The organism is Allomuricauda sp. TY007 (assembly GCF_010468565.1).
In the GTDB taxonomy this organism is placed as follows: Bacteria; Bacteroidota; Bacteroidia; order Flavobacteriales; family Flavobacteriaceae; genus Flagellimonas.
In genome coordinates this window covers 165,954-191,875 of the sequence record NZ_WUEG01000005.1, presented here as the reverse complement: position 1 = coordinate 191,875, position 25,922 = coordinate 165,954, and the positions used below count along the sequence as shown (strand labels likewise).

The following is a 25,922-nucleotide window of genomic DNA, read 5'->3' as shown; positions in this document are numbered from 1 at the left end:
TTAACGTCAATTCGTATTTTTGTAGCCTTAAATCATTGCAATGAAAAAGGTTGTTGTTGGACTTTCGGGAGGAGTGGATTCAAGCGTAGCTGCTTATTTGCTCAAAGAGCAGGGGTACGATGTAATCGGTCTGTTTATGAAGAATTGGCATGATGATTCCGTGACCATTTCGGAGGAATGCCCTTGGTTGGAGGACAGCAACGATGCACTGATCGTGGCCGAAAAACTGGGAATCCCTTTCCAAACCGTTGATTTGAGTGCGGAGTACAAGGAGCGAATCGTGGATTATATGTTCAATGAGTACGAGAGAGGCAGAACCCCCAATCCGGATGTGCTGTGCAATCGCGAGATCAAGTTTGATGTGTTTATGAAAATTGCCCTGCAATTGGGTGCCGATTATGTGGCTACGGGACATTATTGCAGAAAGGGAACCATCCAAAATGATGATGGTACGGAAACCTACCGGTTATTGTCCGGTAAGGACCCGAACAAAGACCAATCCTATTTTCTTTGTCAATTGTCGCAAGAACAGTTGTCCAAGACCTTGTTCCCAATTGGTGAATTGTTGAAGCCAGAGGTACGTAAAATAGCTGCGGAAAACAATTTAATCACTGCCGACAAAAAGGATTCCCAAGGATTGTGTTTTATTGGAAAAGTGCATCTGCCTGAATTTTTACAGCAAAAATTGAAGCCCAAAAAAGGAGTTATCGTGGAAGTGCCTAGTGATGCTGCACAATTTTCGATTACTGTTCCAGCATTTCAGAATGAGCGGGAAAAATTGGTTTTCCAAGCCGAAAAGCCTGTATATTCCGAAGCTGATGGAAAAGTAGTCGGGGAGCATCAAGGTGCACACTACTTTACCATAGGGCAACGCAAAGGCCTCAATGTTGGCGGAACCAAAGAACCCTTGTTCGTAATTGATACCGATGTGGAGAAGAACATCATCTATACCGGTCAGGGGAAAAGGCATCCGGGGCTCTTAAGAAATACGCTGTTTATAAAGGAGGACGAACTCCATTGGGTACGCCCGGATTTGGCTTTGAAGGAGGATGAAACCATGGAAGTTATGGCGAGAATTCGATATAGACAGCCATTGCAAGCGGCAACACTCTACAAAGTAGGGAACGGCTTGTACGTGGATTTCAAAGAAAAACAGTCCGCCATTACCGAAGGGCAGTTTGCTGCGTGGTATAACAATGATGAGTTGATCGGTTCAGGAGTAATTTCGTAACCGGAATCCTTCATTTATTTTGTTTATTTTGGTGGAAATCTGAATCAAAACCTTCATGCAAAATAAAATCACGCAACTTTTCGGAATAGAATACCCTATCATCCAAGCAGGAATGGTCTGGGCCAGCGGTTGGCGGTTGGCCTCTGCGGTTTCCAATGCAGGTGGATTGGGATTGTTGGGAGCGGGAAGTATGTACCCCGAGGTGTTGGAAGAGCACATCATAAAATGTAAAAAAGCAACCGATAAGCCTTTTGGGGTAAATGTTCCCATGTTGTATCCCGACATTGAAAAGTTGATGGACATTATTGTTGACCAAGAGGTGAAAATTGTATTCACTTCTGCGGGAAATCCGAAAACGTGGACCAAATTTCTTCAAGAGAAGGGAATTACCGTGGTTCATGTGGTAAGTAGTGTAAAGTTCGCATTGAAAGCCCAAGAAGCCGGAGTGGATGCCATAGTGGCAGAGGGTTTTGAAGCTGGTGGACATAACGGAAGGGATGAGACCACGACCATGGTACTGATACCTTCGGTAAAAGAAAAAATACAGATACCCCTAATTGCCGCTGGAGGTATTGCCACGGGCAGGGCCATGTTGGCAGCTATGGTTTTGGGTGCCGATGGCGTTCAGGTAGGGAGTAGGTTTGTAGCCTCCCCCGAGGCATCGTCCCACGAACTCTTTAAGCAGCGGGTGGTTGATGCCCAAGAAGGGGATACCCAATTGACCTTGAAGGAGCTGGCACCAGTACGTTTGCTCAAAAACAAATTTTTTAAAGATGTACAGCAAGCCTATGCCGAAGGAGCTTCCATAGAAGATTTAAAAACCCTATTGGGAAGGGCCCGGGCCAAACGCGGTATGTTCGATGGGGATATGGAAGAAGGAGAACTGGAAATAGGCCAAGTTTCCGGGTTGATCCATAACATAACACCTGCAGCGGAAATAGTTAAAGAATTAATGGCTGAGTTCAATCAGGCAAAAGCTGAAGTTCAACACTATTAAAGTACTACGCTAAAAGTTTAGGAAACTTTTAATACTTTTACGCTGCGCAATGAGAACACTAATCCCCACACTACTCTTTTTTGTGCTCGCCTCGCATTGCTATGGGCAAGTGGAGCGGGACAAAGCACTCCATTTTTTGGGAGGTAATCTCTTTGGCCTTGCAGGGGCCGGAATTGCCAAGCAAGCCACGGATGGTAATCGAATATGGACTTTTATAGGTTCGGTAGCCGGGAGTACCCTTATCGGGCTGGCCAAAGAAACCGTGGATGCAGGACAACGACCAAATGGTTGGGACAACGATGATCTCGCCGCAACCATTTTAGGGGGCGTTACCGTGGGCGTTACCATAGACCTTTTCTCTAAAAAGGATGATAGAAGGCACTTGCGCGGTCGTTACTCTAATCTGAACTTAAAGAAGCGAAAGCAGTTTCTTCATCCAAAATCGGAATTTGTTGTGTTGGATGGCAAACTCCCGTCATTGAATACCTTGGGGCTTTCCAATCGGGAGTTTAGTGTTGAATAATTTTACGGATACTTGTTGTCACATCGAGCACCCGCCTGTACGGTCGCTTAAATAATCCCCCTAGCTTTTATTTCCAGGTATTTATTGATGGTGTTGACGGTCAATTCCTCGGGTTTGGTCAAAATGGTCTGTATGCCATATTTCTGGAGTTCTTTTTGCATCAACCGTTTTTCCAAAGAAAACTTCTCGGCAATGGTTTTATGGTAGATGGCCTGTAAATCTTCCGCATCTTCCGCAACAAGGGATTCCAACTCTGTATTTTCAAAGAAAATAACCACCAATACATGTTTTTTTGCCATGGCCAATATAAAGGGCAATTGACGTTTTAAGCCGGATATGTGCTCAAAATTAGTGTAGAGCAATAATAGACTTCGTTGGTTGACCTTTCGTTTTACCTGGGCGTACAATAATCCAAAATCGGAATCGGAAAAAGCGGTGGAAATATTGTACAGGTTCTCCATGATGGTATTTAGGTGCGTGATTTTCTGCACGGCGGGAACAAAGGTTTCAATTTTTTTGGAGAATGTGAGCAATCCTGTTTTATCGTTTCGTTTTAGGGCGACATTGGAAAAGGCCAAGGCCGAATTGATAGCATAATCCAATAGACTCAAACCATTAAAGGGCATTTTCATGACCCTTCCCGTATCAATTATCGAATAAATGGGCTGTGACCTTTCATCTTGGTATTGGTTTACCATTAATTGGTTCTTTTTTGCCGTGGCTTTCCAATTTATGGTTCGCACATCGTCCCCTTTAATGTATTCTTTGATCTGTTCAAACTCCTGGGTATGTCCAATACGTCTTATTTTCTTCAGTCCAAATTCCGTTAAACGATTGCTTGTGGCCAAAAAATCGTATTGCTGCATTTGTATGATGGAAGGATACACCGGTACCATTTGGTCCTTTTGGAACACAAACTTTCTTTTGATGATGCGTAAGGGAGAGGATGCAAATACAATCAGGTTGCCGAAAACATATTCGCCACGTTCCACAGGACGTACCGAATATTCGAAAAAATGTGGTTCTCCTTTTAGTAATCCGGTCTTATGTTCAAAATTCCTTTTTTGGAACTGAACCGGTAATTCATCGATTATGGAAACGGCTGTTCTGAAAGGGTATTTGGAGCTTAGATGTACCGATAGTATATTTTGATCGCTGTTCGATAATTTTTGGGGCAGGTTCCGCCGGGCTTTGATGGCCTTGGAGGTAGAGTACAATAAATAGAGGTCAAAGACAAGGAGTGCCATCAAAAGAAACACCAACAACCAAGCTATAGGGTATAGGAGCGGTACCCAATAGGAAATTACAAAACATGCGGAAAGCACGGCGATGTACCTAAAAAAAACATTGTGGATATATAGCGACCGAATGAATGCCATGTTTATCGAGGGATTTCAACAGACTCCATGATCATGGAAACTACATTTTCTGTGGTCATGCCTTCCATTTCTCTTTCCGGGGTTAAAATTACGCGGTGGTTTAGCACGGGGACCAAGGCTTTTTTTACGTCCTCGGGAATAACAAAATCCCGTCCTGAAATGGCCGCAAATGCTTTGGCCGAGGTCAACGTGGCAATGGAAGCTCTTGGTGAAGCGCCCAGATACAAATGTGGATGGTTTCTTGTTTGTATTATAATGTTGGCGATGTAATCCAATATTTTTTGCTCCACGACCACTTCGTGAATGTTCTTTTTGAACTCCAACAGTTTTTTAGGGGTAAGCACCGCCTTAATCTGGTCTTGTGGTTTTTCGCCCTTGCGTTCGTGGTGGTTTTGTAAAATCACAACTTCTTCTTCAACGGACGGATAATCCACTTTGATCTTAAAAAGGAATCGGTCCAGTTGTGCTTCGGGCAGGGCATAGGTTCCTTCTTGCTCTATGGGGTTTTGGGTGGCCAATACCATAAATGGTTGCCCCATTTTGTAGGTAGTGCCGTCCACGGTGGCCTGCCGTTCTTCCATCGTCTCAAAAAGGGCCGCTTGTGTTTTGGCCGGGGCACGGTTTATCTCATCGATCAAAATAATATTTGAGAAGATGGGGCCTTTTTTAAACTCAAACTCCGTGGTTTTGGTATTAAAAACGGAAGTTCCCAAAATGTCACTTGGCATTAAATCGGGCGTAAACTGAATTCGGCTGAACTCCGTTTTGAGCGTTTTTGCGAAGAGCTTGGCGGTCACGGTCTTTGCAATGCCGGGAACCCCTTCGATCAGCGCATGTCCATCGGCCAAAATGGAAATGATCAGAAGTTCTATAAAATCCTTTTGGCCCACGATAATGGTGGATAGTTCTTTTTTTATCTGTTCCACGGTATCCCTCAATTCTTCCAAGGGAACCCTATTGTCAAAGTTCAAGTCGTTATTTTCCATCAACGTTTGCTTTAAATGCTTCTATTTTTTGATTCAGGTTTTTCAATTCAATTTCGGTTACGTACTGTTTGGTCCTCAGTTGTGAAATCATGCCTATCAAAGCTTTTACATCTTTCAGATCGGTATTGCTCCGCATGGCCAGGTTCCGCAAGAATGTTTCGTCTTCCAAATTTTGGGTGGAAACATGCAATTTGGTACGGAGGTATTCCAAAAAGTAATCAATTTTATGCTTTGTTATCAGGTGCAGTTCCCCTTTTTCAAAATACATGTCGGCTATGGTCCTCGTAAAGGCCAAGGTCTGGTTTTTTAACGGGGGTAGAACAGGAATGGCACGTTGTTTCCGCTTTCCTTCAAAAATAATGTAGATAAGGGCACCGATAAGAACAAGGTAATAGGCCCATTTAAATTCTTTGGTATTCAAAAAGAGGTACATGGGCGAGGTGTAAAAGGATTTTCCCGATTTGTGGAAGTTGTCCATGTAGATTTGTCCTTTACCGTCCAGATAAGACAATAGGCCCGCAGTATATGCTTGGTTATCATCCTTTAGGATAAAGTAGTTGGTAAATGCTTTTGGAAAGCTGGTCAAAACAATTGTTCCCTTGCCAAAAGATTGCTTTATGGTGTTTATATGTTTGGTGACGGTATCCGTACTATCTGCTTGGGCATACACTTGGCCAAGAACCGTTGTTCGCAAGGTATCTATTCGTTCAAAACTAGGGGTGTAGTAGTCCTTGCCAAATGTTGCTGTTTTGTTCTTGAATTTAGGATTTACGAGCTCGTGATAAAAAAGAGGTTCCAGACCGTTATTGTAAACACTCCCTTGTTCCAGATGTAAGGTGTCCAGCAATTTTTTTTCGAAAGACTTTGAAGCTATAAACAGCATATTGCCTTGTTCCACCCATTCCAATAGGGAGTGCAATTCGGCCTCTTCAAAAGAGACGGATTCGTTCACAAAAAAGTACGTGCCTTTTATGGAGTCGGTACGGCTTAGGAATTCGAAAGGCGGTTTGTGGATTTGTTGTATCTCATCTGGAAAGTGCTTTTCCATCAAATTGTTCAATACAAGGGTGCCATAAGGTATTTTATGATGGGAAACATAAGATGGGAACCAGTTGATTTTTTTTGGTTTGTTGTATTCCATCAAAAATATGGCCCCAAGGGTCAGCCCGCCTATCACTATATAAACCCATCTCTTTTTAAGCATCTGTAATTGCTTTTTTTAAGGAATTAAATACAACTTCTGCCTTTTGGTAACGTTCGTGGTCAATATCAAATTCCCCATACCAAACGTAGTCGTAGAGCAGGGTAGCCTTTCCAAAGGCATTTTTTAGGGTACTTTCGGAGAGTTCCGCTATGTAATCATCATTTGTTTTTTGTTGTTGCCAGTCTATCAATTCCCTTTCCGATAACAATTGTAAGATGTAGAGGTAATAGTACCGAATGGCGAGCCTGTAATTTTTATCTGCCAGGGCATTTTTGATCAATTGTTGTATGTCCTCGTTTTTAATGATGTGTTCTTCCTCCGATAGGGACACCACATTTGGGTTTTTCTTGTTTTTGCCAATCCCGTACATATTGGAGTTGACAAAGAAGCGAATTACCAGGTATAAGAATAAGGCAAGGAGCAAATAGGGGAGGATCTTCAAAAAAACGGCCAAATAGCCTTCGGCGTTTCCCACGCCAAAAATCCATTCAAAAAAGCGGCGCAACATAGTATGGAACCAATTGGTGAGGTCGGTCCACCAACTGCTTTCGGTTTTTACTTCCTCATAGTTGAACGCGCTATCGTTCTTGTAAGTTTCGAGGTCTTCTTTACTGAATTCAATGGGTTCAATGTCCGATTCATCATATTTGACAATGGAATCGTTTTGGGCAAAAAGTATTGTCCAGGATAAAAATAAGTATGATAAGATCAGTTTTTTGTGCATCTATTCCTCTGAAGGTTTCCCAAGGCTTTCAATACGTTCAAAAGTACCTGTAAAATTTTTCTTTTCGTTGAGGTTGAAAAATATCAAGGATGTGGACACTAAAAAAATAATGTTCATCAGGAACCTGATCAATGTACTCAAAATATTTAGCAAAAGATAGATGGGGTCGTTAAAAACATTGAAATTCTCCGCATCCATTTCGCCGGAAAATACGCCCATTTTGATCCAGGTGTAGATAATGGTCGGCAAACTAAAGGCATAGGTGGCAATGGCAACGATAATGTAAACCACAAAAAGGGTCACAAAGGTCATCCACCAATTTTCTTTGATCAAGGTAAAACTATATTGGTAGGATTCCATGGCATCCTTTTTAAGGAATACCAAAATGGCGAACGAAACGGATAAGGGCACGGCAAGGTAAATCCCGGGAATCAAACAAAATATTGCGCCTATCATCACGGACAGCCCGACCAAGATTCCCAAACCGATCAGGGACCAAAAAGAACCATATACGCCTTGTCGGATTTCATCATAATTTACGGCTCCTTTGTTGTTTATGTATGATTTTATGTAGTGCAAGACGGTTCCCTGTGCAAGAACATAGGCCGCAATAGAACTAAGTATCAAGGCCAATATGGCAAAAACCATAATAAATGGCGAATAGGTTTGGGTTGCCGTTGGATTGCCAATGGCACTCAGGTTAAAAATGTCTCCAATGGTGAACATATAAAACCCCATGGAAATCAGCATGATTAAAATATAGGGGCCTACAATTTTTAAAATGGTGCCAAAAAAAGGTTTAAACTCATTTCTGATAAAGCCAAAGGAATCGGAAAGGATCTCTCCCAATTCACGCTGTTTTTTAAATTCGATGTAGTTATTGGTTGTCTGCATGAGCGGTTTTTCTATGGATTTGGTATGGATAAATGATGTAGTAAAAAATTATTAAGGACAACGATCCCAATATGATGAAAATTGCCAACCCATCCGGCATTTCCGTGTGTCTGGTGACAAACCCTTCCAAAAAACCCGCAACAATAAAAAAGGGAACCGTGCTTACCATTATCTTCAGCCCGTTTTTAACCCCTCGTTTAAAAGATTCCAGTCGCGTATAGGTGCCCGGAAAAAGTATGCCATTGGCCAAGACCAGTCCGGCACATCCTGCAATGATTATCACCGATATTTCAATGGTTCCATGGATCCAAATGGTTCGGGCCGATTCCCATAGCAGCCCTTTTTCATAAAAAAAGTATTGGAAACTCCCTAGCATGATTCCGTTCTGCAGTAAAATGTAAAGGGTGCCAACTCCTAAAAAGATGCCAAAGGCAAATGCGTAAATGGCCACTTTAATATTGTTGACGGTAATGCCCAAAAACATATTGAACGCCCCTTGATCTTTGTAAACCGCCATAGGATCGCCCTTTTCAATATTTTCCAGTGTCATGTTCACATACCCATTGCCCAGTATGGATCGCACAAAATCACCCTCGTTGGCGGAGGAAAATGCACCAATCGACACAAAAAAGGCAAATACCAAGAAAGAAATCAATAGTTCACGGTGATGGGCTTTGAACATGGTCGGAAATTCTGTTTTCCAAAAATGGACAATACGGTTTCGGGATTCCCGTTTGGTCTTATATATTTTTTGATGGGCTTGCGAGGCAAGGGTGTTCAGGTAAACCTGTGTGTTGCTGTCAGGGTAAAAGGTCTTCGCGTAACTCAGGTGGTCGGTGATCTCAATATATAGATCGGAAAGCTCATCGGGGTGAAGTTGCCCTTTATTGAGCAAGGCATTTTCAAAAGCGGCCCATTTATCCTTATTTTGCCTAACAAAAGCGGCTTCGCGCATTAAATTTGATGGTTTGTAAGTAAAGAAACTAAAATATGGAACAATTTCAAATAGAAACGGCCCAAAATATAACCATCAACCAAAACACATCCCACCTTGGTGAGCGCATGCTGGCCTATATTATAGATAGTTTCATTATTTTGGTTTACACCATTTTGGTTTTTGTTTTTTTGATGTCCATTGAGGTTGATCTGGACGATCAATGGGCTTTTTATTTGATACTTACCTTGCCCGCCTTTTTTTATTATCTGCTTTTTGAGACCTTGATGGATGGCAAGACCATAGGAAAGGGGGCCATGAATCTACGGGTGGTAAAACTGGATGGTTCCAAACCTAATTTTGGGAATTATTTTGTGCGATGGGCCCTTCGCATTATTGATGTAGGCCTTACCTCAGGTGGTGCTGCCGTGTTGACCATTCTAATTAGGGGAAAGGGGCAGCGAATCGGTGATATTGCTGCAGGGACCACTGTGATAAGTGAAAAGAAACGAGTGTCGTTGTCCGATACTTTGTTAAGGGAACTGCCCGAAGATTACAAGCCAACATTTCCGCAAGTAACTGTTTTTAAGGACCAGGAAATGCAAACCATCAAAGAGTTGTACGATAAGGCCAAAATAAATGGTAACCACAATATTATAGTTTCGTTGGATAAACGCATCAAAGAAGTATTAGGGGTACAGACTGTTCTGCAGCCCATCGAATTTGTAGATGTTGTCATCAAAGATTACAACTACTATACACAAAAAATGTAGCCATGCTGTATCAAACTATAGATATATTGGGAACTGTGGCCTTTGCCATTTCCGGGGTTTTGGTCGCTATGGAAAAGCGTCTGGATTTATTTGGCGTGCTTATCATTGCATTTGTCACCGCAATCGGTGGCGGGACATTGAGGGATTTGATGATCGGTAACACTCCCGTGGGCTGGATGCAGGACCTTACCTATGTGACCACTATTTTTATTTCGGTAGTTTTTGCCATCATATTCGTGAACAAGCTCAAATACCTCAGAAAATCGTTGTTTCTGTTCGATACCATTGGTATTGGGCTTTATACCATGGTTGGGGTGGAAAAGGGCCTGGAAGCGGAACTGTTGCCCATTATGTGCGTATTTTTGGGCACCATGACGGCCTGCTTTGGTGGTGTGATACGGGATATGCTCTGCAACGAAATCCCGATTATTTTCCGAAGGAAGGAAATTTATGCGACCACTTGTATTTTGGGTGGTGCCAGTTATTTTCTCTTTATGCAATTTCCGATAAAGGATAGCTACGCCTACGTAGCAGCTATCTTGGTTGTGATCTCATTAAGGTTGATTGCGGTTAAGTTTGATGTTCGCTTGCCTAACATTTATAAAAAGGAAGCCTGAGAAACCTTCCCTAACTTTTCTTCAATAGTGGTTAATTATTGCTTAGTGCCATTAACTCCTTGTTAATCAATTTTACTTTTTCATTAGTCGTAATCCCTCGTGTATACCGCTACATTGGCACCCAAGTAACATAAACAACCAATCAGTAGTACAGGTATGAGAACATCACGATCAATGATCATTACATTTTTAGGGTTGATTTCACTTCTTGGAATCAATCAGGCTAGCGCGCAAGGGTGTGTAGCCATACGACATTTTTCCTCTTGTGTAGGGAATACTTTGGAGAATAATTTATTGGGTCCGGGAGACATTCAAATTGGAAGCAATTACAGATATTTCAAATCCTTCCGCCATTTTAGGGGAACCGAAGAGGAACCGGACAGGGTTTCCAATGAGACCGAAGTTATCAACCATTCCCATTCTTGGGATTTCTTCTTGACCTATGGAATATCCAACAGATGGTATGCCAGTATTACCATCCCCACCGTTATAAATACGCGTTCCTCGTTGTACGAACACGGACGCGATGAGCGCAACACCACTTTTTCCCGTGGCTTGGCCGATATTCGGGTTGGTGTTGGCTATTGGCTGTTCGATCTTGAAAAACACCAAAACGGAAATTTGGCATTGGGTTTAGGGCTTAAGCTGCCAACGGGAAGCTACAATGCCTCCGATATTTTTTACAATGTTGGGCCCGAAGGAGGGCCACAGGTGAGACCCGTGGACCAAAGTATTCAGCCCGGGGATGGCGGATTTGGAATCACCTTGGATTTTCAGTTTTACCAAAAAATTGCAGAACGGTTTTTTGCCTACGGAGGCGGTTTTTATTTGATCAACCCAAGGGAGACCAACGGTACACGTACATTCAGGGAAACTTTGAGCCCAATTTTGGAAAATGAGGCCATTATGGCCGTTCCAGACCAGTTTTCACTCCGTGCAGGGGTAAGCCATAGTTTAAGCAATACCATTTCCGCCTCATTGGGGGCGCGCTACGAAGGTGTGCCCGTAAAGGACCTTATTGGTGGCAATGAAGGTTTTAGAAGACCTGGAAACGTACTCTCCATTGACCCTGGAATCGCTTTTATAAAAGACAATTTCTCCTTGAACCTAAATGTGCCATTTGCCGTGAGAAGGGAACGTCCGCAAAGTGTAACCGATTTGGAAACACAACAGATGACAGGAGAGCCTAGACAGGGAGATGCCGCTTTTGCAGATTACTTGATCAATGTAGGGGTCTCGTACCGATTTGCACGCAGTAAGGTAAAGGTTAACCCGGAACTAATGAATGAATTCAATAATTAAACTTCCATGACCCTTGCGAAAATCCATTAAAGAAAATTTGCTGACCATTTCCATGGGCTTGGTATATTTTTGGTTTGGGGCATTAAAATTTGTCCCAAACCTTAGCCCGGCCGAAGATTTGGCAAAAAGCACCATTCATCAACTCACTTTTGGGTTGATACCTGATGGGGTTTCCATAATCCTACTTGCCTTTTGGGAAGTAGGATTGGGCTTTTTGTTTGTGTTCGGATTTTTTAGAAGACAAGCTGTAATAATGGCTTTGGTTCACATGGTATGCACCTTTACACCGCTATTCTTTTTTCCGGGCGATGTTTTTGGGGAAGCACCACTATCCTTGACCTTTGTTGGGCAATACATTATGAAAAACCTCATAATTATAGCGGCCCTTGTTTCCCTTTACGAAAGAAAAAGGGTTTCCGAAAAGTCTGGAGAACCAATAAAAAATCAAAAATACAGTTTGCCTAACCGTATGTTAATCGGAAAAAACCTCTTCAAAAAAGTGTGACATACGCTGCCAAGACCGATCACTGGCCAAAGGATTGTACATCATGTCATCATCGGGCGCATTGGCATTGGGGTTGGTGAAAGCATGCCCCGTATGGCCAAAAACATCCATTTCCCAAACTGCATTGCGTTCGGTGAGTTCGTAACCCAAGGAAACAATATCCTTGGGAAATGCCAGTGGATCTTCCCAACCGTGCAGCACCAATATTTTTGCCTTGATGTCCCCCTCGTGGTCCAGATCCGGCGGGTCAAAGATTCCGTGGAAACACACCGCCCCTTTAATGTCCGAGCCGGAACGGGCCAAATCCAAAGCGCATTTTCCACCAAAGCAAAATCCTATAATTCCAACCTTTTCGGTGTTGGCCAAATCATGTTCCTTTATTTTGTCGAGTGCCAAAAGTATCCGATCGAGCAGTTCTTGGCGATCGGTCAATAATTCGTTCATCAAAGTTTCGGCCTCGGTCGCGTTCTTGGCTCTCTTTCCTTTGCCGTACACATCAATGGCAAATGCCAAGTAACCTTGTTTGGCAAGTTCGGCGGCTTTGTCCGCTTCAAAGTCTGATTGGCCTACCCATGTGTGGGAGACCAAAACCACAGGGCGTTTGCCCTTAATGCTATCATCGTAGGCAACCACTCCTTGGTAAGATTGCCCACTAGCTGCATAAGTAAAATTGTTAGTTTGTATCATGCTGAGTTTAGTTATGTGTTGAGGGCTGTTAAATTATAGTATTTTTTGATTGGTTTACAACACCTCGGTCTTGAGAATGTAAACGTTTTGCCAAGGCCAATCACCATCACCTACGGGAACATTGTTTATCGCGTCCACTACATCCATTCCTTCGACTACTCGGCCAAAAGGAGTGTAAGAGCCATCAAGATGATAGGAGCCTGGATCGGTAACCACAATAAAAAACTCGTACGGTGAGGCCAATTTATGGGGGTTGTCCCTCTCGCTACTGGGCATGGAAATGGTTCCCCGGTGGTGTTTATGGCCCTTTTTGGCATCAGGAGGGAGTAGGTATCTTCCTATTTCACTTCGTTTTTGGGCTATTTTCCTGTCATCCGAGTTGCCCCCTTGAATAATAAAATCCTTCACAACCCTGTGGAACTGGGTACTGTCAAAATACTTTTGCCGGGCCAAATAAATAAAATTGGCTTTGTGGTAAGGCACATCATCATACAACTGAATGGTGAAACTGCCCATGGTAGTGGTGATTTTTACCTTGTCCTTTTTTAAGTTTTTTTCGTAATCGAAAAAGAAGTCGATGGCATTTTCCTCGGTAAGCTTAAAGGGTTCTTCCTCTTCTTCTTCCATTGCAGTATCTATTTGTGTTTGGGGAACAGTGTCCGTTTTTGCAATATTTTCCTCAACTTTGTCTTTGTCCTTCTTTGGGGATTCTCCGCAGGAAACGAATAAAAAAAATAATATACTTGTAGTTAAAGCCGAATGTCTCAACAGCATGGATTTTAATGAATTTTGTCAACGTGCCCTAAAATTAAAAAATCTCCCACTTCCTGGGGAGGATTCGCATCATAAAATGTCCCCACAGCTTCGTGTGCAATGGTTGAAGGAGAACAAAGTGCAAGATGTAAACCCCAAGCGGGCAGGGGTCATGGCGCTATTTTATCCAGATTTGGAACAAGAGACCCGCTTACTTTTGATACTTCGGAAAGTTTACCAAGGCGTGCATTCCAACCAAATCGGATTTCCGGGCGGGAAGGTGGAAAAAGAGGACAGGGACCTGATGCAAACTGCCTTAAGGGAAACCCATGAGGAAGTTGGCGTACCACCTACAGCGGTTGAAGTGATCAAGGAACTCAGTGAAGTGTATATTCCGCCCAGTAATTTTTTGGTAAGGCCTTACATCGGAATCTATCCGAACCCGCGACCATTCATCAAGGAAGAAAGCGAAGTGGAAAGCCTGGTCGAGGTGTATCTCAGGGATTTTTTGGATGATTCCAACCATATTGAAGAAATTTTGAGCACTTCTTACGCAAAAAACATACATGTACCTGCCTTTAAATTAAATGGTTACACAGTTTGGGGCGCTACGGCCATGATGATGAGCGAGATCAAGGAACTTTTACGACAGGTGCTTTGAAGCTATTTTGTAAATTTGCAGTCAACAATCAACGCTATACATGGGTCTGTTTAAGAAAAATCCTTTTGGACATATTTTATTTTTTAAACGATGGCTGATCCGTATCGCCGGTATGATGACACACCAGCGTTACAAAGGATTTAATACTCTCGAGATCGAAGGGTCGCAGATTATCCGTGATTTGCCCGAAAACAATGTGCTCTTTGTAAGCAACCACCAGACCTATTTTGCCGATGTGGTGGCCATGTTCCATGTTTTTAATGCCAGTTTGAGCGGGAGGGAAGACAATATTAAAAATTTGGGCTATCTCTGGAACCCCAAATTGAATATTTACTACGTAGCGGCCAAGGAGACCATGAAAAAGAGTCTATTGACCAAAATTTTGGCCTATGCAGGTTCCATAAGCATTGAGAGAACTTGGAGGGCCGATGGTCAAAATGTGAACCGACAGGTGAAGTTCAGTGATATTTCCAATATTGGAAAAGCTTTGGATGATGGATGGGTAATAACCTTTCCTCAAGGCACAACAACACCTTGGAAACCATTGCGAAAAGGTACCGCTCACATCATCAAAAAGTATAAACCCGTTGTGGTTCCCGTGGTTATTGATGGGTTCCGACGTTCGTTTGACAAGAAAGGGCTTCGTGTCAAGAAGAAAGGGATACTTCAATCCATGCAAATTAAAGAGCCATTGGATATTGATTACGACAACGAGTCGATTGATGCCATATTGGAAAAATTGGAGTATGCCATTGAGCAACATCCATCTTTCCTAAAGGTAATCCCTCAAAAGGAGCTTCTTGCCTACGAGGAGGAAAACCAAAAAAGACGCTACAGTTATAAGGGCAAGTTGGACGATTAGACTTCTAACCTTTTAAGGTCGTTGTAGTTTTTTCTAAGTCTTTTTAGTAAGATACCGTAAAGTAATTTGTAGAACAGCCATATTAAAAATAGGATAGCGGCTATAAATACTACGGATATCCCGATCACCATGGCCCAAAATGTTATGCTGTCCCCGTCTTTGGATGCAGCTTCAACAATTTTCTGTCCCTCGGAACCATAAAGGAGTGCCCCGTACATGTTTATGATCAAATAGGTGGTGAAGATGATAAGATTGAACCAGACATATTGTGTTACGGTTCGTTTTACCTTTAAAATGGTCCGCATCAAATTCTTGGAGGAATCCGTGAACGATATTTTTTTGTAATTGATGTAAAACTTATAGATAAAGTAAAGGATAATGGCGTAGTTGATGATGTTAAGGGCCATAACGACCTTATAGATATGCATGTCCTTTAGCTCCTGCATGGTTTCGGGACCGCTAAAAACAATATTGATACCCGCCCAGAATACAAATTCTATGATGCTGATATAAAAAATCCATTTAACTATGGACGATGACTTTTTCTTGGTCATCGGATAGATTTGCTCATAGGACAGCTTGGGAAGGTCTGCTTCCCGTTTTTGCCAATCTTTTTTCAAGAGCTCCAGTTCATCCAGCATAATCAAGGATTTAATATGGTTCTTAATTTATTTTTTACCCTGCTCATCTTCACTCTCGCATTTACTTCCGTAATACCCAAAGTTTCGGCTATCTCCGTGTAATCCTTGTCTTCCAGATAGAGGAATACCAAGGCCTTGTCAATATCACCAAGCTGTTTTATGGCGTCGTACATCAGTTTTAACTGCCGTTCCTCCGTATCATCATAATCCGTGGCCTTGATTTTATGGAGGACCGACTCAAAATCTTGGGTCTTGACCCTTTTTTTTGATTTTCGGTACAAGGTAATGGCCGTATTCAACGCCACACGGTACATCCATGTACTAAACTTGGCATCTCCCCGAAACTTTGGATATGCTTTCCACAATTGAATAGTGATTTCTTGGAACAGGTCGTTATGGGAGTCTTTGTCGTTGGTATAGAGACTACATACCTTATGGACAATATTTTGATTGTCCTCAAGTTCCGTCACAAAACGATGTTCCAGTTCTTTGTTCACTAAACGGTTGGTAAAGTTGCTTTAATTATAAGTATGCAGAAAGCAACATTTGTTACAGTGTTTGATGAAAAATCTATTTACGATAGTCCAATGCAGGAGGTCTGTTGCCCAACATGGGAATATATTTGAAGTCTTTTCCCCTTCTTTCCTCCAATTCCTTTTTGGCGGCCTCTATTGTTTTTGGGTTTTCAAAAATATCCATTGCGGTAAGGGCTATGGTTTTGGCGGCTACCATCATTCCTTTGGAGCCAATGCTCATACCTCCGGCAGCTACGGCTTGCCAACTGTGTGCAGGTGTTCCGGGTACCCATGTCGCCGTTCCCAAGCCAGCTGTTGGTACGGTAAAACTAACGTCTCCCACATCGGTGGAACCAAATGCATTGGCTGTTTCTTTGTAAGGTTGGATTTTTTCGGCAGTGGAAATGTCCGGTGCATTTTTGCCCAAAGTTTTGGATATTTTTTCGGCAAAGGCCTTTTCCTCATCATTGTAAGTAACCCCACCTACTTTCACCAAGTTGTCGTACATTATTTTTTGCACGGTCAGGTTGGGCAGGAGTTCGTGGGTTCCCCCGATCATTTCATATTCCATGGTAGTTCCTGTTCCCATCGCAGCTCCTTCCGCTGCTTTTACGATCCTATCAAAAATATCCACGACCACATCCCTGGTGTTGTGTCTTGCATAATAATAAACTTCGGCAAAGTCGGGAACAACATTTGGCGCTTTACCTCCATCGGTGATTACGTAGTGAATTCGTGCATCTTCGGGGATATGCTCGCGCATCATGTTTACCATGGCATTCATGGCCTCTACGCCATCCAATGCCGAACGTCCCATTTGTGGTGCGGCTGCGGCATGTGCAGAAACCCCATGGAACCTGAATTTGGCGGATTTGTTGGCCAATGCGGCACCGGCACTGGCGGCATTTGCCGAACTTGGGTGCCAATGCAGGGCTACGTCCACATCATCGAACACGCCTTCGCGAACCATATAAACTTTACCGGAACCACCTTCTTCTGCCGGGCATCCGTAAAAGCGAATGGTTCCTTTAATGTTGTTGGCATCCATCCAATCCTTTACCGAAATCGCCGCAGCGGTGGATGCTGTTCCAAACAAGTGGTGCCCACAGGCATGACCGGCAGCCCCACCAGCGGATTTTTTCTCTGGAACAGCCTCTTGTGAAAGGCCGGGCAAGGCATCGTATTCCCCCAAAATACCAATTACAGGATACCCAGATCCATATTCGGCTTTAAAAGCCGTTGGGATACCGGCAATCCCTGTTTCGATGGAAAACCCGGCATCGGAAAGGGTTTTTTGTAAAAGGGCGGAACTTTGCTCTTCCAAATATCCCATTTCAGCCAAGTCCCATATTTCATGGGCAATTTCAGTGTATTTTTCAGATTTTGAATCTAAAGCCTTGATTACATCGTTTTTCTTTTTTTGGGCATGAATACCCATGGTGCACAACAATAGCAGCGCACCTAGCGGGAGAATTTTTTTCATGGGTTGAAGTTTTTTTGAGTTAGATGCTAAAGATACAAAAAAACCAAGCCTGAGATGACCCGCTCAAACAGGTAATACTTAAATTTGTCGGTATGTCGAGCATGAACATTCCTCAATCCAGTTATCCAAGAGTCGTAATTATAGGCGGCGGTTTTGGAGGCATTGCATTAGCCAAAAAATTAAGTAAAAAAGAAGCCCAAGTGGTTCTGTTGGATAAACACAATTACCACAACTTTCAACCCTTGCTGTATCAAGTGTCCACAGGTGGGCTGGAACCGGATTCCATTGCATACCCCATCAGAAAGGTGTTGCAGGGCTATCCCAATTTCTTTTTTAGATTGGCACAGGTGAAGGAAGTTAAAACGGATACCAAACGAATCAAGACCAATATCGGGGAGATTTTTTATGATTACCTGGTGGTAGCAACGGGTTCGGAAACCAACTTTTTTGGGAATAAGAACATTAAGGCCAAGGGTATGGCCATGAAAACCATTCCGCAATCCCTGAATTTACGAAGCTTGATCCTGGAAAATTTTGAGCAGGCACTTTTAACGGATGACCTCCATGAGCGTGATGCCTTGATGAACTTCGTTATAGTGGGCGGTGGTCCCACAGGGGTTGAACTGGCAGGGGCTTTGGCAGAGATCAAAAAAGGCATTTTGCCGAAGGATTACCCCGATCTGGATACCCGTAGGGCACAAATAAACTTGGTGCAAGGCGGCGATAGGATTTTGCCGGCAATGAGTGAAAAAGCATCGGAGAAAGCGGAAAAGTTTTTGGAAGAGCTCGGGGTAAATGTTTGGAAAAACATCCGTGTAACCGATTACGATGGCAAAAAAGTAACCACAAGCACCAAAACAATTTTTGAGGCAGAAACCTTGGTGTGGGCCGCGGGAGTCAAAGCAGTGGGACTAAAAGGTTTGGATGTTGAGGAACTTCTTAGCAGGGACAAACGTTTAAAAGTAAACGAGTTTCATCAAATTGTGGGACTGGAAGATGTTTTTGCCATTGGTGACGTGGCGCAAATGGAAACGGAGGAATTTCCTTATGGACACCCTATGATGGCCCAACCTGCCATACAACAAGGGAGGAACCTTGGGGACAACCTGGTTCGATTGATAGAGAACAAACCGATGAAACCTTTTGTTTATAAAGATAAGGGCAGCATGGCAACCGTAGGAAGGAACAAAGCGGTGGTGGATTTGCCAAAATTCCGGTTTCAAGGCGTATTTGCTTGGTTTGTTTGGATGTTTGTGCATCTATATTTTCTGATCGGTTTTAGAAATAGGGTAGTGGTCTTTATCAATTGGGTGTACAATTATATTCGATTTGACCGTGAAGCCCGATTGATTATCCGACCTTTTAAAAAACAGAACAAGGTAGAAAAGAATACCCTGATGCAGGACTGATGTAGTTTGCTGAATTCCAAACATCAAGGTTAAAATTTAGCTAATAGTTATGGTGGGTTGTTCAAGCTTTGGTAAATTGTAGTAAAACACTCACCATGAACAGATTAGCCTTTTTTCTCACCTTAGCCATGTTGTTCAGTCTGACGATTCACGCTCAAAATAGTACTGTTATTTCCAAAACCGCGGAGTCTCCAATCTATATTGAGGGTTTTAATTATCCAAAATTTGATGAATTATCACATTTTGCCTGGTTCAGTATCAATTTTGAAGCTTTGGAGGGTACAGAAATTCAAGTTATTGGCGAACATTACCGACGCTACCACGCAGACAGATTCAGTTTAGGTGCACAGCTAAACCAAAGGATCGGTAAAAAACTTTACATGTTGGGAGGATATCAAAAAGAATGGGATTTATACAATAGTGGCAGGGGATATCCAAATCCCGACCCGCGCCATGAAATTTTTCTTGGTATGGAACACCAAGTTCGTGAAAATATGCTTTTGGATGTAAAGCTCGTCCGCCCGATCAAAGCATCCAATTTTTATAGTATGGGGCTGGAAGGAGTGGGCACACGACTTGAGATGGGAACCCGAATAAAATTTTGAGATTTTTTATCTTCTCGGATGAAAATTTTTGAGAACCTGTGTCAAATGTGTACGGTTCACATGCATGTACACCTCGGTAGTGGTAATGCTCTCATGCCCCAACATTTGCTGTATGGCCCTAAGGTCGGCACCATTTTCCAAAAGATGGGTAGCAAAGGAATGCCGAAAGGTATGGGGGCTGATATTTTTGTCCAACCCAATTTTTTCTGCAAGTCTTTTAACAATGGTGAAAATCATGGCCCGGGTCAATTGGTTGCCCCTACGGTTTAAAAAAACAAAATCCTCGTGTTCTTTTTTTATGGGCAAATGCACCCGGACCTCTTTCCAATATATGTTGATGTATTTTTGGTTCACATCACTGATCGGAACAAAGCGTTGTTTGTTCCCCTTTCCCGTTACCTTTATAAAATCCTCATCAAAATACAGGTCGGATAGTTTTAGATTGATGAGTTCCGACACCCGAAGGCCACAGCCATACAAGGTTTCCAAAATTGCCCTATTGCGTTCCCCTTCGGGTTTGGATAGGTCGATGGCGGCAATCAAATTGTTTATTTCCTCCTCGGAAAGGGTGTCGGGCAACTTTCTTCCAATTTTTGGGGTTTCGATAAGGTCCATGGGATTATCCTCCCTGTAATCCTCAAAAACCAAATAGGTAAAAAAACCTTTTAAACCCGAAATAATCCTTGCCTGCGTTCTAGGGCTCACTATTTTGGCAATATCATAAATAAACTGTTGAACCGTTTCCCGAGAGATTGCCACGGGTTTTTCATCAATTGAATTATCCTCAAGAAAATGGACGAGCTTTTGAAGGTCCATGGCATAACTTAAAATGGAATTTTGGGAAAGACCCCGCTCTATCTTCAAATAATTTTGGTAGTCTTTTAGTGCTTGCTGCCAGTTCATATCACCAAATATAGTGACATTCCATTTTCAGGATCGATTAAAAGTATGGATTGGTCAACCCAAACAGCCCTTTGGTCAATTGAGGGGAATAAAAAACCACAAGTTTTAATACTTTCCCAATAGAAATTGAATGGATAAATAATTGAAAATGTCCATTTTGTAGGAAAATTACATCAAAAGACACTTTTTTGCTGATGATGACGTTCTGTTGTTAATAAAATTTTAACAATGAAGAAAAAGACATTTGTAATGGCGATCATAGCCTTGGTTGCCGTAAGTTTTTCATCCATGGCGCAGCGAGTGGATCGGACAAATTTTAAAGCAGGGGTTCATTTAGGGATTCCATTTGGAGATATTTCCGATGTTTCAAATTTTGAACTAGGTCTGGATTTAGGATATCATTGGGGGGTTTCGGAACTCATTGATGCAGGTATCTCAACAGGATTTATGAATGCCTTTATTAACAACGATACGGCAGATTTTGGCCCAGTGGAGAGGGAGGGTGACTTTCCCAATATTCAATATGTTCCTGTAGCGGGTGCTTTTAGAATATACCCTACCTACGATTTTAAGATCGGTGCCGATGTAGGGTATGCCGTTGGAATAAATGATGGTAATACAGGAGGGCTTTATGTAAGGCCCATTATTGGTGCCAACCTCAATAGCACCACCGAAATAAACATTTCTTATGTAAAAATAAGTGATGATTACGATTTCTCGATGGCGACATTGGGAATTTTATTTTTGTTTTAAAAAGAAAAAGCAACTGTTTTTAACCCCAAATCTTGCAGTTTAAACTATGAATATTAACCATTAATTACACTTAACAAATGAAAAAATTACTTTTAGTTGTTGCTTTGTTTATGCTTGGTAACCTGGCCGTTAAGGCCCAAACAAATTACAGGGCTGCCTTGGGGTTGGGCATTGACCTTTATGATGAAGCTACCTTTTTTGGAGCTACCGGTAAATATTTTTTTTCCGATAATCATGTAGGTCAAGCGGATTTGGGTTTTGAGGATAATGCCACCATAGCCACATTTTTGTATTCTTTCCACAAAGGATTTTTTAGGGCACCCGGCTTACGCTGGTATGCTGGTGTGGGACCGAGTATTATTTTTATTAAAAACTCGGACAATATTTTTGCGCTGCGACCTCATTTAGGACTCGACTTTAAGATAGATGGAGTTCCCTTTGTGCTTAATTTTGATTGGCGTCCATCGGTGGTACTCAGTGATGTAGGTGAAAATGAAGTGGCAGCTTTTGGATTTGGGCTTCAATTCGCCATTAACAATTGATTTATAAATAGTATGAATTGGGGGGCGGGTTTATTCCGCCCTTTTTTTTTATTGTATTTTTGATGGCATGAAACTAATGATCATCAACGGACCCAACCTGAATCTGTTGGGAAAACGAGAACCCGAAGTATACGGGAAAACCACTTTTGAAGATTACTTTAAACAATTGCAAGAAAAGTTTCCCGATGTAGCATTGGAATACTATCAATCCAATATAGAGGGGGAGCTGATCGGTAAAATACAGGAAGTAGGTTTTGATTACGACGGTATCGTTCTAAATGCCGCTGCCTATACGCATACTTCTGTAGGCATTGGTGATGCGGTGAAAGCTGTGGAAACTCCGGTAATCGAGGTGCACATTTCCAATACGCACCAGCGTGAGGAATACCGTCATGTGTCTTACATATCACCTGGAGCCAAAGGTGTTATCCTTGGATTTGGGCTCCAAAGCTACGATTTGGCCATCCAGAGCTTTTTAAGCTAAACTTTTCAAGTATTTTTTATCGGCATAAAAGGTACCGAATGGGAGCAAGGATGCAACAAAGAGTATAATAAACCTTTTTAGTTTCCATTTTCGTTCCCAACAAAAAACGATGGCCACCACTACATATAGAATAAACAATATTCCATGTGCCATACCAACAACTTGGTTCGGTTCAGGAATATCTGCCCAATGCTTTAACGGCATGGTCATTCCGAAAAGGAGTAGATAGGAAATACCTTCTAAAATAGCAGTGGCCCTAAAAATCTTCAGCATAGTCTATAGGTGGATTACTTCATCATAAGCATCGGCAACGGCTTCCATTACCGCTTCGCTCATAGTTGGGTGTGGGTGAACAGCTTTTAATACTTCGTGGCCTGTGGTCTCCAATTTTCGGGCAACTACGGCTTCGGCGATCATATCGGTTACACCAACCCCAATCATGTGGCAACCTAGCCACTCACCGTATTTGGCATCAAAAATAACCTTTACAAAACCATCCGGGGTCCCTGCAGCTTTTGCTTTACCACTGGCGGAGAAAGGAAATTTCCCGATTTTAAGGTCGTATCCCTTTTCTTTGGCTTGCTTCTCTGTCAAACCAACAGAGGCTATTTCGGGGATACAATACGTGCATCCTGGAATATTACCATAATCCAAAGCTTCCACATGCATACCTGCTAATTTCTCCACACATATGATTCCTTCTGCGGAGGCAACATGTGCCAAGGCCTGTCCAGGTGTTATGTCACCAATGGCGTAGTAGCCGGGAATGTTGGTCTGGTAGTAATCGTTCACCAATATTTTATCTCTGTCCGTGGCAATCCCAACATCTTCCAAACCTATGTTTTCAATGTTGGTTTTAATTCCGACGGCAGACAGTACGATGTCAGCCTCAAGAACCTCTTCCCCTTTTTTGGTTTTTACGGTGGCTTTTACGCCATCGCCAGAGGTGTCAACTTTAGTGACCTCTGCAGAAGTTTTGATTTTTACGCCTGATTTTTTGAAGCTGCGCTCCAATTGCTTGGAAATATCTTCGTCCTCAACAGGAACAACGTTCGGCATATACTCCACAACGGTAACTTCTGTGCCCATGGAGTGATAGAAATAGGCGAACTCCATACCAATGGCGCCACTGCCCACCACGATCATTTTCTTGGGTTGTTTTTTCAAGGACATGGCCTCGCGGTAACCGATTACCTTTTCACCATCCTGTGGAAGACTTGGCAGCTCACGACTGCGCGCTCCGGTGGCTATTATAATATTGTCGGCTGAATACTCGGTGGTGTCACCGTTTTCGGCCTTTACTTCAACTTTTTTGCCAGGTTTTACCTTTCCAAACCCATTAATGACCTCAATCTTGTTCTTCTTCATCAAGAATTGAACACCTTTACTCATTCCATCGGCAACCCCACGGCTTCTTTTTACAACGGCATCAAAATCATGTGTAACATCTTTGGCGTTCAAACCGTAGTCTTCGGCATGTTTTAGATATTCAAAAACCTGAGCGGATTTTAGAAGGGCCTTGGTCGGGATACACCCCCAATTAAGGCATACGCCTCCCAAACTTTCTTTTTCTATAATGGCTGTTTTGAAACCTAATTGTGATGCCCTGATGGCAGTAACATACCCACCTGGACCACTTCCCAAAACAATTATATCGAACTTGCTCATTAGATTTTGATTTTAGTTGTTAGATTAGAAATATGCCGTCTCGGCAGGTGCAAAAGTACGGAAAACCATCCCCATTTCCCAAGTTGAAAAAACGCAAATATGGATTAGTTTGTGAAACGGCCAAAAACTTGCGCTTAGGGCGAAAGTTATGTTGAGAACCCAATTTATTCCTCAGGGTCAAAATCAATGCTCACCGAGTTGATGCAATAGCGTTGTCCTGTAGTTTCTTTGGGACCATCATTAAAAACATGTCCCAAATGGCTGCCACAATTGGCGCAGACCGTTTCGGTACGAACCATGCCATGACTGGTATCACGAATGTATTCAATGGCACCGGCTACGGCTTGGTCAAAAGAGGGCCATCCGCAACCACTTTCAAACTTGTGTTCGCTTTCAAATAGTTTGGCATTGCATGCTTTGCAGTGGTAGTCGCCATTTTCAAAATGGAGGTCGAATTTGCCCGTGTAGGGGCGTTCGGTTCCTTTTTGCCGTAAAACATAATATTCCTCAGCGGAAAGCTCTTGTTTCCACTCCTCTTCGGTTTTGTTTACGCCGTATTTTTTGTCCATAAAGGTTTAAGTTTTTTTAGTTGTTGTCTGGAATAAAATCAAGAGCGGCCCCGTTTATGCAATGCCTTTTTCCGGTGGTGTTGCTGGGCCCGTCGTTAAAAACATGTCCCAAGTGGCCGCCACAGACCGCGCAATGCTCCTCGGTGCGCGGCACCCCTATTTTATAGTCGGTATCGTATGCTACGTTGCCCTTGATCTCTCGGTCGAAACTAGGCCATCCTGTTCCTGATTTAAACTTATGCTCACTTTTGAAAAGGGGCGTGCCGCAACCTGCACAAACATAGGTGCCTTTTTGCTTGTTATCCAAAAGCTCGCTGGAAAAAGCGTTTTCCGTTGCAGCTTTTCGGAGTACGTAATACTCCATATCGGTGAGTTCCGCCCGCCACTCGGCATCGGTTTTATTTACTTTGAAGGCTGTTTCCTTGGTAGTTTCTTTTTTCTCTTCTTGTGATGTGCCTTTACATCCGGCAAATACGACTAAAAGAAGTAATAGCAATCTTTTTCCCATGATTCGTTTTTTATGTGTTTGGACGGAATTGGATAGGAATCCTTTCAAGAAATTCAACAAAAAAGTCTCATTGGTTACCAATGAGACTTAAGATACTATTTTTATGGGACTTAGTTGATGTCCAACTTTGTCACCTCTTCTTCGCCAATATTTAGGGCGGACATTACGTTTTCAATATTTGAAGTGTCCAGTTTTGAAGCTTCTGCAAACTCGCTGGGCACAAACACGATCCTGAAGATTTGGTCATCCGTAAAATCGGTGCTTATGCCTGATAGGTCAAAATTTCCATCAATAAAGATTTCCAAGTCCACAAAAGTGTGTGCAAATACATATTGAATGGTACCTCCCTCCAAAAAATAATTTTGAGGTATTTGGGTCCAAGCATCTGCGGTGGAACCGTCACTAAGATCAATTAAACCATCATGGCGGTATACCAAAACAGCATCAGATTCAAATACTTCGAAATTGGTCACATCTGAAAAAGTGATTAAGGTGCTAAAAAGGTTGGCCTCGCCATCGTAGCCAAAGTTTACACCCTCCACTTCAACAACCTGCCCTTGGATACCGTCTTGCCCATCTAAACCATCAAGTCCATCAAAACCGGGTGGGCCTTGAGGGCCTTCGCATGCTGCGAGGACAAAAACGATTACGACACCTAAAATTGTACTAAATTTATTCATGATTTTGGATTTTTAGTTTGTGTTCATTTTATCTGTTGCTGCAATAAAATCAAAAAGCGTTCCATTTTTAAAAAAATGTGGTTTCCATGGTCAAATATGTTGCGGGAATCGTATTCTTGCCTAAAGATGC

Annotated in this window: 31 protein-coding genes; 14 read left to right on the top strand and 17 right to left on the bottom strand. The window is 42.6% G+C overall.

Annotation, left to right across the window (positions count from 1 at the left end; genetic code table 11):
- Positions 1-40: 40 nt before the first annotated feature.
- Genes mnmA through GO009_RS07655 form a run of 3 tightly spaced genes read left to right on the top strand, consistent with a single transcriptional unit; the run spans position 41 to position 2,751 of the window.
- Positions 41-1,231, top strand: coding sequence for a tRNA 2-thiouridine(34) synthase MnmA (gene mnmA / locus GO009_RS07665; RefSeq protein ID WP_163625614.1), 1,191 nt, complete (start codon positions 41-43; stop codon positions 1,229-1,231).
- Positions 1,232-1,286: 55 nt separating this feature from the next.
- Entirely contained in the window at positions 1,287-2,228 is a 942-nt protein-coding gene (locus tag GO009_RS07660; RefSeq protein WP_163625613.1) for a nitronate monooxygenase family protein, read from the top strand.
- A 49-nt stretch (positions 2,229-2,277) separates the two neighbouring features.
- The gene (locus GO009_RS07655) at positions 2,278-2,751 is read left to right on the top strand and encodes a hypothetical protein (RefSeq protein WP_203532410.1); all 474 of its coding nucleotides are present in this window, start codon (positions 2,278-2,280) and stop codon (positions 2,749-2,751) included.
- A gap of 47 nt (positions 2,752-2,798) precedes the next feature.
- Here GO009_RS07655 and GO009_RS07650 read toward each other — a convergent pair whose 3' ends face one another.
- Genes GO009_RS07650 through GO009_RS07625 form a run of 6 tightly spaced genes read right to left on the bottom strand, consistent with a single transcriptional unit; the run spans position 2,799 to position 8,893 of the window.
- Positions 2,799-4,130 carry a DUF58 domain-containing protein gene (locus GO009_RS07650; RefSeq protein WP_163625612.1) on the bottom strand — a complete coding sequence of 444 codons (1,332 nt, stop codon included), beginning with the start codon at positions 4,128-4,130 and terminating at the stop codon, positions 2,799-2,801.
- Positions 4,131-4,132: 2 nt separating this feature from the next.
- Positions 4,133-5,116: a MoxR family ATPase gene (locus GO009_RS07645; protein WP_163625611.1), complete on the bottom strand. Its 984-nt coding sequence runs from the start codon at positions 5,114-5,116 to the stop codon at positions 4,133-4,135.
- Positions 5,106-6,320: a DUF4350 domain-containing protein gene (locus GO009_RS07640; RefSeq protein WP_163625610.1), complete on the bottom strand. Its 1,215-nt coding sequence runs from the start codon at positions 6,318-6,320 to the stop codon at positions 5,106-5,108. The genes GO009_RS07645 and GO009_RS07640 overlap by 11 nt, the downstream gene beginning before the upstream one ends.
- Positions 6,313-7,044: a DUF4129 domain-containing protein gene (locus GO009_RS07635; RefSeq protein ID WP_163625609.1), complete on the bottom strand. Its 732-nt coding sequence runs from the start codon at positions 7,042-7,044 to the stop codon at positions 6,313-6,315. The genes GO009_RS07640 and GO009_RS07635 overlap by 8 nt, the downstream gene beginning before the upstream one ends.
- Positions 7,045-7,938, bottom strand: a complete 894-nt coding sequence (locus tag GO009_RS07630) for a hypothetical protein (RefSeq protein ID WP_163625608.1) — start codon at positions 7,936-7,938, stop codon at positions 7,045-7,047.
- Positions 7,922-8,893 carry a stage II sporulation protein M gene (locus GO009_RS07625; protein WP_163625607.1) on the bottom strand — a complete coding sequence of 324 codons (972 nt, stop codon included), beginning with the start codon at positions 8,891-8,893 and terminating at the stop codon, positions 7,922-7,924. The genes GO009_RS07630 and GO009_RS07625 overlap by 17 nt, the downstream gene beginning before the upstream one ends.
- 35 nt (positions 8,894-8,928) lie before the next feature.
- On the opposite strand from GO009_RS07625, the gene GO009_RS07620 reads away from it, so the two are divergent.
- From GO009_RS07620 to GO009_RS07605, 4 genes are all read left to right on the top strand, one after another.
- Positions 8,929-9,645 carry an RDD family protein gene (locus tag GO009_RS07620; RefSeq protein WP_163625606.1) on the top strand — a complete coding sequence of 239 codons (717 nt, stop codon included), beginning with the start codon at positions 8,929-8,931 and terminating at the stop codon, positions 9,643-9,645.
- A 2-nt stretch (positions 9,646-9,647) separates the two neighbouring features.
- On the top strand, positions 9,648-10,262 hold the full coding sequence (locus GO009_RS07615; protein WP_163625605.1) for a trimeric intracellular cation channel family protein: 615 nt from the start codon (positions 9,648-9,650) through the stop codon (positions 10,260-10,262).
- Between the two features lie 156 nt (positions 10,263-10,418).
- Positions 10,419-11,564, top strand: coding sequence for a transporter (locus GO009_RS07610; protein WP_163625604.1), 1,146 nt, complete (start codon positions 10,419-10,421; stop codon positions 11,562-11,564).
- 13 nt (positions 11,565-11,577) lie between these two features.
- The gene (locus tag GO009_RS07605) at positions 11,578-12,069 is read left to right on the top strand and encodes a hypothetical protein (RefSeq protein WP_163625603.1); all 492 of its coding nucleotides are present in this window, start codon (positions 11,578-11,580) and stop codon (positions 12,067-12,069) included.
- On the opposite strand, the gene GO009_RS07600 is transcribed toward GO009_RS07605, so the two are convergent.
- Positions 12,037-12,756 (bottom strand): dienelactone hydrolase family protein, encoded by a 720-nt coding sequence (locus tag GO009_RS07600; protein WP_163625602.1) that lies wholly within the window; start codon positions 12,754-12,756, stop codon positions 12,037-12,039. The two genes, GO009_RS07605 and GO009_RS07600, sit on opposite strands and share 33 nt — an antisense overlap.
- Before the next feature lie 54 nt (positions 12,757-12,810).
- Positions 12,811-13,524, bottom strand: a complete 714-nt coding sequence (locus GO009_RS07595) for a peptidylprolyl isomerase (protein WP_163625659.1) — start codon at positions 13,522-13,524, stop codon at positions 12,811-12,813.
- 4 nt (positions 13,525-13,528) lie between these two features.
- Between GO009_RS07595 and GO009_RS07590 the strand changes: the two genes are divergently transcribed.
- A complete protein-coding gene (locus tag GO009_RS07590; RefSeq protein ID WP_163625601.1) occupies positions 13,529-14,170 on the top strand; it encodes a CoA pyrophosphatase in 642 nt (213 codons plus the stop codon).
- Between the two features lie 40 nt (positions 14,171-14,210).
- Entirely contained in the window at positions 14,211-15,032 is an 822-nt protein-coding gene (locus GO009_RS07585) for a 1-acyl-sn-glycerol-3-phosphate acyltransferase (RefSeq protein ID WP_163625600.1), read from the top strand.
- On the opposite strand, the gene GO009_RS07580 is transcribed toward GO009_RS07585, so the two are convergent.
- From GO009_RS07580 to GO009_RS07570, 3 genes are all read right to left on the bottom strand, one after another.
- A complete protein-coding gene (locus GO009_RS07580; RefSeq protein ID WP_163625599.1) occupies positions 15,029-15,673 on the bottom strand; it encodes a hypothetical protein in 645 nt (214 codons plus the stop codon). The two genes, GO009_RS07585 and GO009_RS07580, sit on opposite strands and share 4 nt — an antisense overlap.
- 2 nt (positions 15,674-15,675) lie before the next feature.
- Complete coding sequence (locus tag GO009_RS07575) at positions 15,676-16,170, bottom strand: RNA polymerase sigma factor (protein WP_163625598.1); 495 nt, start codon at positions 16,168-16,170, stop codon at positions 15,676-15,678.
- 73 nt (positions 16,171-16,243) lie between these two features.
- Positions 16,244-17,671 carry an amidohydrolase gene (locus GO009_RS07570; RefSeq protein WP_163625597.1) on the bottom strand — a complete coding sequence of 476 codons (1,428 nt, stop codon included), beginning with the start codon at positions 17,669-17,671 and terminating at the stop codon, positions 16,244-16,246.
- 101 nt (positions 17,672-17,772) lie between these two features.
- Between GO009_RS07570 and GO009_RS07565 the strand changes: the two genes are divergently transcribed.
- Together GO009_RS07565 and GO009_RS07560 are read left to right on the top strand one after the other, a co-directional pair.
- The gene (locus GO009_RS07565; RefSeq protein WP_163625658.1) at positions 17,773-19,080 is read left to right on the top strand and encodes an NAD(P)/FAD-dependent oxidoreductase; all 1,308 of its coding nucleotides are present in this window, start codon (positions 17,773-17,775) and stop codon (positions 19,078-19,080) included.
- Between the two features lie 95 nt (positions 19,081-19,175).
- Positions 19,176-19,685: a hypothetical protein gene (locus tag GO009_RS07560; RefSeq protein ID WP_163625596.1), complete on the top strand. Its 510-nt coding sequence runs from the start codon at positions 19,176-19,178 to the stop codon at positions 19,683-19,685.
- 6 nt (positions 19,686-19,691) lie between these two features.
- Here the strand turns inward: GO009_RS07560 and xerD are convergent, their stop codons facing one another.
- Entirely contained in the window at positions 19,692-20,588 is an 897-nt protein-coding gene (gene xerD, locus GO009_RS07555) for a site-specific tyrosine recombinase XerD (RefSeq protein ID WP_163625595.1), read from the bottom strand.
- 228 nt (positions 20,589-20,816) lie between these two features.
- Here xerD and GO009_RS07550 point away from each other — a divergent pair, with 228 nt between their 5' ends.
- The 3 genes from GO009_RS07550 (at position 20,817) to aroQ (ending at position 22,367) form a co-directional block, all read left to right on the top strand.
- Positions 20,817-21,341 carry a hypothetical protein gene (locus tag GO009_RS07550; RefSeq protein ID WP_163625594.1) on the top strand — a complete coding sequence of 175 codons (525 nt, stop codon included), beginning with the start codon at positions 20,817-20,819 and terminating at the stop codon, positions 21,339-21,341.
- A gap of 77 nt (positions 21,342-21,418) precedes the next feature.
- A complete protein-coding gene (locus tag GO009_RS07545; RefSeq protein ID WP_163625593.1) occupies positions 21,419-21,883 on the top strand; it encodes a hypothetical protein in 465 nt (154 codons plus the stop codon).
- A 67-nt stretch (positions 21,884-21,950) separates the two neighbouring features.
- Entirely contained in the window at positions 21,951-22,367 is a 417-nt protein-coding gene (gene aroQ / locus GO009_RS07540) for a type II 3-dehydroquinate dehydratase (protein WP_163625592.1), read from the top strand.
- Here the strand turns inward: aroQ and GO009_RS07535 are convergent.
- From GO009_RS07535 to GO009_RS07515, 5 genes are all read right to left on the bottom strand, one after another.
- Complete coding sequence (locus GO009_RS07535) at positions 22,359-22,640, bottom strand: DUF3817 domain-containing protein (RefSeq protein WP_163625591.1); 282 nt, start codon at positions 22,638-22,640, stop codon at positions 22,359-22,361. The two genes, aroQ and GO009_RS07535, sit on opposite strands and share 9 nt — an antisense overlap.
- Positions 22,641-22,643: 3 nt before the next feature.
- Complete coding sequence (gene lpdA / locus GO009_RS07530; RefSeq protein ID WP_163625590.1) at positions 22,644-24,035, bottom strand: dihydrolipoyl dehydrogenase; 1,392 nt, start codon at positions 24,033-24,035, stop codon at positions 22,644-22,646.
- Positions 24,036-24,199: 164 nt separating this feature from the next.
- Positions 24,200-24,604 carry a peptide-methionine (R)-S-oxide reductase MsrB gene (gene msrB, locus GO009_RS07525; protein WP_163625589.1) on the bottom strand — a complete coding sequence of 135 codons (405 nt, stop codon included), beginning with the start codon at positions 24,602-24,604 and terminating at the stop codon, positions 24,200-24,202.
- A gap of 16 nt (positions 24,605-24,620) precedes the next feature.
- The gene (gene msrB / locus GO009_RS07520) at positions 24,621-25,112 is read right to left on the bottom strand and encodes a peptide-methionine (R)-S-oxide reductase MsrB (protein WP_163625588.1); all 492 of its coding nucleotides are present in this window, start codon (positions 25,110-25,112) and stop codon (positions 24,621-24,623) included.
- 110 nt (positions 25,113-25,222) lie between these two features.
- A complete protein-coding gene (locus GO009_RS07515; protein WP_163625587.1) occupies positions 25,223-25,792 on the bottom strand; it encodes a collagen-like protein in 570 nt (189 codons plus the stop codon).
- Positions 25,793-25,922 lie beyond the last annotated feature (130 nt).